Raw genomic sequence first — 7,016 nt, forward strand, 5'->3', positions numbered from 1 at the left:
TTCAAAAAATAATCAGTCAACAAGTCTTTTATTTCTCATACATCACTCCCGCAAGTATTTCCACAGGAAGATCATTCTCTTTAGGCGGAATTGGACAGGAATATCGGCTACTGTAGGCACAGTAAGGATTGTAAGCTTTATTGAAATCTATCTCCAGAATACTTCCAGCCGGAATTTCAAGATCCAAATACCGACCTCCGCCATAGGATTCTTTTCCATTGCTCAAGTCCGTGAAAGGTAAAAACAAGCCGTTTTCTTCACCCGGCTTTAATTTATTCACCGTATTTTGGTAAATCGTCAGTTCGTATTCTTTACCTTCCAAAGTGAACTTTGCGATTGCATACCGATCATAATCTCTTAATTGACTATCACTTGTTTTCAATTGAAAAGGACTGGCTGGATGCAAAATCTCCAGTTTCGCTTTTACTCTATAGGATTCATTGATTGGAAAGAAGGGCAAGCCTTCAAATCTGTTTAATTTATCAATTCTTAAAGGGGAAGCTACAGGATCTGCAAAATCTTTATTTAATTTAAGTTGAAAATTCAAAAGAGAATCCTGATAGCTCTGGGCAAAAGAACCCAGGCAAATCAGAAAAGAAAAAAGGAAAAGTGTAAGTCGTTGAAACATGTTATTGGGAGTATTTTTTAAATTAATGAGAATTGAAACTAACCAATGTTTTCATTGATTTTAAAAAACTCAGTATAAAAAATTTCGTCCGGTCTTATGCTTAGAAATGCTAAAAACCACTTCAAAAAATTAGTGACTGATTTTTTAAATCACACTCAATGGAATAAACAAATTTTAATGGTTTGAAGATTTTTCAACTTGATTTCAATATCCAGTTTCGAGGCTGGTCAAATTATTATAAATTGAAAAAAATTACCAACTAGATTCTATGCTTATAGCAGTCCTTTCCAGCTTTGTTTTCGCTATTTTCCTTCTTCCGATGGGAAAGGTATTGAAGGGAAAGTGGAGCTTTTTGATTTCTCTTTTACCAGCTGCTCTTTTCACCTATTTCTTGCTTCAAATCCCTCAAATATCCGCTTCTGGAACAATTCTGGAGCGAAATCAATGGGTACCACAATTAGGTATAAATCTCAATTTCAACCTGGATGGGCTGTCTTTGATCTTCGCTTTGATGATCACAGGAGTCGGTACGCTGGTATTTATCTACACTTCCTATTACCTCAAAGGTCACCAATACCTCGATCGGTTTTTTGGCTACCTCTGCCTCTTCATGGGTGCAATGCTTGGTTTGGTCCTTTCAGAAAACCTCATCACGCTCTTTCTCTTTTGGGAACTCACGAGTATAAGTTCGTTTTTCCTGATCGGATTCAATAATGAGGATCCCGCTTCCAGAAAATCAGCCTTAATTGCGCTTGCAGTCACAGGCCTTGGAGGACTTAGCCTTTTGGCAGCAGGACTGGTCATTCATGGAATTACGGATAGCTTCAGCATCATTGACTTTATCCAATCCTCCACCCTCGTTCAGGGACATGGATTCTACATTGCCTTAGTCTGTCTGGTTTTTGGAGCCGCATTTACCAAATCGGCGCAGTTCCCTTTCCATTTTTGGTTACCTGGTGCAATGAAGGCACCTACTCCGGTTTCAACTTACCTGCACTCTGCCACGATGGTCAAGGCAGGTATTTACCTCCTATTCCGATTGAGCCCTGCATTTTCGGGTTCGGAATTCTGGCATTACAGTTTATGGGTTGTGGGTGGAGCGACGATGGTTTATGCGGCATTTCAAACACTTTTCAGAGATGATTTGAAAAGCATCTTGGCCTACTCCACTGTTTCGGCACTAGGCGTTTTGGTTTTTCTGATCGGATTAGGGACAAATGAAGCGATGCTTGCGGCCTTGGTATTTGTCCTTGTTCACGCCTTGTATAAAGCCACCTTATTCCTCATGACGGGGATTATAGACCATGCGGCGCATACCCGTAGTGTGAGTCAACTTTCAGGTCTTCGCAAAGTGATGCTCCCCGTAGCAATAGCCGGTTTTTTAGCTGCACTTTCCAACGCAGGGATTCCGCCGAGCTTTGGCTTTATCGGCAAAGACCTGATTTATGAAGCTTCTCTTCATTCCGGAATACTCCCATTGATTTCCACCATCGCCTTAGTTAGCACCAACATAATGCTCCTTTTTGCCGGATTTATGGCTGGAGTTCGTCCATTTATGGGGCCACTACCGGAAAAATACAAAGACCTGAAACCCGGGTCTCCAAGACTTTGGGTTCCTGCATTGATTCTGGCAATTCTTTGCATTGTCATCGGATTAGCTCCGGGATTGATTAACGACTCCTTAATTGCCCCTGCCCTACTAGCCTTGAATATTCCGGACATGGGCGTGAACTTGAAGCTGTGGCATGGATTCAATCTTGTACTTGCGCTGAGTGCAATTACCATTGGACTCGGCTTAGGATTGTTTTTCCTATTGAAACCAAGTTTGAAACGGGAGGAATTTATCCTGAAATGGGAAAAATATTCGCCTTTAGCCTTTTTTGAGGGATTAGGATCTATCACTGTCAGCTTTTCATCCCTATGGACAGGTGTGGTACAGAATGGTTATTTGAGAAACTACATTTTGGTTATCCTACTTTTTCTCATGGCATTAATCGGCTATGGAATGAGTGGAAACTTCCGGCCTCAATTGGACCTAAGTCAATTACTGGAACTTACTGTGTATGAAACGGCTATCGTAGCGATCATGCTCTGCGCTATTGTCTACACTGTATTCACTGGTTCTCGATTAACTGCCGTGGCCGCGATGGGGGTAGTCGGCTATTCCCTGTGTCTGCTCTTTGTCTTTTATAGTGCCCCGGACCTTGCCATGACGCAGTTTGCCATCGATACACTGACTGTGATTCTATTTGTATTAGTACTTTATAGACTACCCAAGTATCTTAAATTTTCCGATACTAAAGTTCGTATTCGGGATGGCATTGTTGCGCTGGGGTTTGGAGGAATGATCACTTGGCTTGCCCTGGGAGTCCTTTCCCAACCGATGGTATCGGAGGTTAGCGATTATTACTCAGCTAATGCATACAAACTTGCCAAAGGAAAAAATGTCGTCAATGTGATTTTAGTGGACTTCAGAGGAATGGACACCATTGTTGAAATTACTGTTTTGGTAATCGCTGCAATGGGCGTATTTGGACTGATGAAATTACGATTGAAAAGTAGGGAGAGAATCCGATAACCTGATAAATACCGCTATGAAGACTCTAATTCTACGAACTGCATCGAATTATCTTTTGCCACTCTTGCTGTTATTTTCAGTGTTTATTACCCTTAGAGGACATTATCTTCCTGGAGGTGGATTCATCGGAGGCTTAATCGCTTCGATAGCCTTTGTCTTGCATGCTTTTGCCAATGGATTGGAAAACACCAAATCACTTCTTCGAACGCATCCGGGATTTTTGATGCCGGTAGGTTTGACTTTGGCTGTGGTGAGCGGGCTTGCTCCAGCCATTTTTGGTTTACCTTTTATGACTGGATTATGGTATAACGATCCAATTCCAGTCATCGGAATGATCGGAAGTGCACTCTTTTTTGATATCGGAGTGTATCTTGTCGTGATCGGGGTCACGCTGACTATTATTTTCACCATATCTGAATCTGCCTGATTATGGAAATCCTACTTGCCCTGATGACAGGAATACTCTATGCAGCAGGAATTTATATGATTCTGAGACGAAGCCTGGTCAAATTGATTTTGGGACTAATTCTGCTTGGAAATGGAGTTAATCTTCTGATTTTTCTTTTGGGAGGAATTACCAAAGGCAAGCCTCCCGTGATCCCGGATGATGCCTATGCTTTGGGTGAAGCTTTTGCAGCCCCTCTACCACAAGCCTTGATATTAACAGCCATTGTTATCAGTTTCGGATTGCAATCTTTTGCGATAGTGCTCCTGAAGAGAGCCTATAAAGTGGTAAAGACTGATGATCTGGACGAAATGAACACAACCGACGAAAACGCGTGAGTCCATATTTAGTAATAGCCCCCATCCTTATTCAGTTTCTAATCTCTGTGACCCTGATGTTTCTTTGGAAGCAAGTAATGGCACAGCGAATTTTCAGCATTATTGGAAGCGGTATCGCACTGATCTTTTCTATTGCGCTTTTCAGTCAGGTGTGGCAAAAGGGCACTTTGGTCATGCAGGCTGGCAATTGGGAAGCTCCTTTTGGTATCACTTTGGTCTCAGACACCTTTTCTGCAACGCTGGTATTGCTTACTGGGATTGTCGGAATGGCTATTTCAATATTCGCTGCCGGATCTGTGGTTAATGCACGAGCGAGATTTGGATTCTTTCCCATTCTTCATTTTCTGTTTATGGGATTATGCGGGTCATTCTTGGCAGGTGATATATTCAACCTTTATGTGTGGTTTGAGATCATCATTATCAGCTCTTTTGTCCTGCTCACCATCGGTGGAGAAAAAGCGCAGATAGAAGGTGCAGTTAAATATTTTACGCTCAATATTTTGGCATCCATTATCTTTTTGACCGCCATTGCCGTGCTCTATGGGATTACAGGTACACTGAACATGGCCGATCTCTCATTGAAAATAGCTGCAATAGAGGACAAAACATTGGTCAACATCTGCGCGATGATTTTCTTTGTGGGATTCGGGATTAAATCTGCCGTATTCCCGCTTTACTTCTGGCTGCCAGCCTCCTATCATACGCCTCCCCATGCTGTTGCGGCCATCTTTGGAGGATTGTTGACAAAAGTCGGAGTCTATGCGATGATTCGTGTGTTTACTCTGATTTTCACGCTCGATCCATTCCTGGAAAACATCATCATGGGAGTTGCAATCCTTACTCTTTTCAGTGGCGCTGTGGGAGCTTTAGTCCAGCGCAACCTGCAAAAGATTTTCTCCTATCTCATCATCTGCCATATTGGATTCATGGTAGCGGGACTTGGAATGGGTTCCACAATTGCCCTCACAGGAGCTATATTCTACATGATTCATGATATCGTCGTGAAAGCAAATCTCTTCATGGTCGGAGGCTTGCTCTACCGGATCAATGGGACAAGCAATATCAAGCGAATGGGCGACATGTATTCCCGATATCCAATGTTGAGTTTGCTCATGGCTGTACCATTATTTTCTCTTGTCGGTATTCCTCCATTATCAGGTTTTTGGCCAAAACTTTCGCTCATTATGGGAGGATTGGAAACTGGAAATTATGTATTGATTGGCTTCCTTCTTTTTGCAAGTTTTATTACCCTGTTTATCATCGCCAAGGTATGGGCGGAGGTATTTTGGAAGAAAAAAGAAGTCGTAACCTCAACCTTTCCATTTCGGTTTTTTGAGGCTCACTCTCAGCAAGAGAAAATTCTGATGCTGATTCCAATAATTTTCCTTGGCATAATTTCGTTGGGAATTGGTTTTGGAGCAGGTCCGGTACAATCGCTTTCGGAACGAATCAGTATTGAACTCAGCGATGTGAGTGGTTACATTAATGTGGTATTGGGAGATAAATCAAACTAATATGAGGACACCGTTTTTGATGAATCTGCTTTTGACCTTTGTGTGGTTAGCTTTGAGTGGAAATTTCTCACTTGCCAATACGCTCTTTGGATTTCTGATGAGTTTTGCGATCATGTGGATCATTAATCTGAATTCGGAAAAGAGAAAATACTTCAAAATAGCCCCTAAAACAATTGGCTTTGTTTTCTTTTTTTTAAAGGAGCTTACCAAAGCGAATATTCAGGTTGCAATAGAAGTAATGACGCCAAAGAGTAACATGAAACCCGGCATAGTAAGGTATCCGCTGGAAGCCAAATCAGACTTTGAAATTACACTCCTTGCCAATTTGATTTCCCTCACGCCCGGCACTTGCAGTTTGGATATTTCTACTGATCGAAAAGTGCTCTACATCCATGGGATGTATATCGGCAACAAAGAGAAATTTATTCACGATATCAAGAATGGATTCGAACGAAGGTTATTAGCCATATTGAGATGATTTACGACTATTTATATTATGTCATTTTGCCAATCCTTACCCTCTCGGTAGTATTGATATTTTATCGATTTCTGAAGGGACCAAGTATTTCCGATCGGGTGATCGCCTTGGATTTGCTGATCACTACAGGGATAGGCATTATTGCGGTTTACAGCATTATCGTGGATCAGTCTACCTTTCTGGATATTGCCATGATTCTCGCATTAATTGCGTTTCTTACTACAGTGGCCTTCTCCTTTTACCTCGAAAAAAAGCGAAACAATGAATGAAATCATCATAATCATCTTGGTAACCTTGGGCTCACTTTTTGTCCTGTTAGCCGCAGTTGGACTCGTACGTATGCCTGATCTTTACCTTCGAATTTCAGTTACCACCAAAGCCGCCACGCTTGGAATAGGTCTGGTGCTGGCTTCAGTAGCCGTATATTTTCAAGAAACCTCTGTCAGTACCAGAATCGTGGCCATTGTTTTTTTCATCTTGTTGACTGCACCGGTTGGAGCCCATCTCTTGAGCAGAGCCTCCTACATCACGGGAGTGCCACTTTGGAAAAAGTCCGTATTGGATGAGCTGAAAGGAAAATACAAGAAAACCGACCATACCTTAAGCAGCAAGGAAGAGTAAAATTCCGCTTTGATGCTTTGTGTTTTCAAAAAACCCTGATGTGTTTCGTGCCTTCTGGTTAAAACACAAAGAAACATAAGGCACAAAGGGTTTTTACTTAGATCTCTTTGATGCTTTGCGTTTTCTAAAAACCCTGATGGATGTGACTATATGATTTAAAAAAAGGTTCTGCTGTTATATGGTATGGTATATTTTAGCCTTTTCTGAAAACATTTTCTCCCATGAAATCAAGCATGACCCTGCGGTGTCACACAGAGAAATGCCCCGATGGCTATCGGGGCTGTCATGCGAAGATTCCATATGACCTTTTAAAAAAATTTGGATATACGCTTCTTTGCCAGTAGATCAAAATGGCCTCGACTTCGCTCGGCCACCGGATTTCAGGTTATTAAAGGGAGGGGAGGAATATGCGGC

At 41.9% G+C, this 7,016-nt stretch carries 8 protein-coding genes; 7 read left to right on the forward strand and 1 reads right to left on the reverse strand.

The window, feature by feature from the left end; all coding sequences use genetic code 11:
* Positions 1-28 precede the first annotated feature (28 nt).
* A complete protein-coding gene (locus tag ACK4HU_RS06035) occupies positions 29-628 on the reverse strand; it encodes a DUF1684 domain-containing protein (RefSeq protein WP_409804297.1) in 600 nt (199 codons plus the stop codon).
* A 268-nt stretch (positions 629-896) separates the two neighbouring features.
* On the opposite strand from ACK4HU_RS06035, the gene ACK4HU_RS06040 reads away from it, so the two are divergent.
* From ACK4HU_RS06040 to mnhG, 7 genes are read left to right on the forward strand one after another with little or no spacing between them, the layout of a single operon-like run.
* Complete coding sequence (locus tag ACK4HU_RS06040) at positions 897-3,206, forward strand: putative monovalent cation/H+ antiporter subunit A (RefSeq protein WP_409804299.1); 2,310 nt, start codon at positions 897-899, stop codon at positions 3,204-3,206.
* A 16-nt stretch (positions 3,207-3,222) separates the two neighbouring features.
* Positions 3,223-3,633 (forward strand): Na+/H+ antiporter subunit B, encoded by a 411-nt coding sequence (locus ACK4HU_RS06045; RefSeq protein ID WP_409804302.1) that lies wholly within the window; start codon positions 3,223-3,225, stop codon positions 3,631-3,633.
* Positions 3,634-3,635: 2 nt separating this feature from the next.
* Entirely contained in the window at positions 3,636-3,989 is a 354-nt protein-coding gene (locus ACK4HU_RS06050) for a Na+/H+ antiporter subunit C (RefSeq protein WP_409804304.1), read from the forward strand.
* Between the two features lie 56 nt (positions 3,990-4,045).
* Positions 4,046-5,503: a proton-conducting transporter membrane subunit gene (locus ACK4HU_RS06055; protein ID WP_409804307.1), complete on the forward strand. Its 1,458-nt coding sequence runs from the start codon at positions 4,046-4,048 to the stop codon at positions 5,501-5,503.
* Position 5,504: 1 nt separating this feature from the next.
* The gene (locus tag ACK4HU_RS06060; RefSeq protein ID WP_409804309.1) at positions 5,505-5,981 is read left to right on the forward strand and encodes a Na+/H+ antiporter subunit E; all 477 of its coding nucleotides are present in this window, start codon (positions 5,505-5,507) and stop codon (positions 5,979-5,981) included.
* Positions 5,978-6,250, forward strand: a complete 273-nt coding sequence (locus ACK4HU_RS06065; RefSeq protein ID WP_409804312.1) for a cation:proton antiporter — start codon at positions 5,978-5,980, stop codon at positions 6,248-6,250. Before ACK4HU_RS06060 ends, ACK4HU_RS06065 begins: the two co-directional genes overlap by 4 nt.
* Positions 6,243-6,602, forward strand: a complete 360-nt coding sequence (gene mnhG, locus ACK4HU_RS06070) for a monovalent cation/H(+) antiporter subunit G (protein ID WP_409804314.1) — start codon at positions 6,243-6,245, stop codon at positions 6,600-6,602. Before ACK4HU_RS06065 ends, mnhG begins: the two co-directional genes overlap by 8 nt.
* Positions 6,603-7,016 lie beyond the last annotated feature (414 nt).

Source organism: Algoriphagus sp., assembly GCF_046296635.1.
Taxonomy (GTDB): Bacteria; Bacteroidota; Bacteroidia; order Cytophagales; family Cyclobacteriaceae; genus Algoriphagus.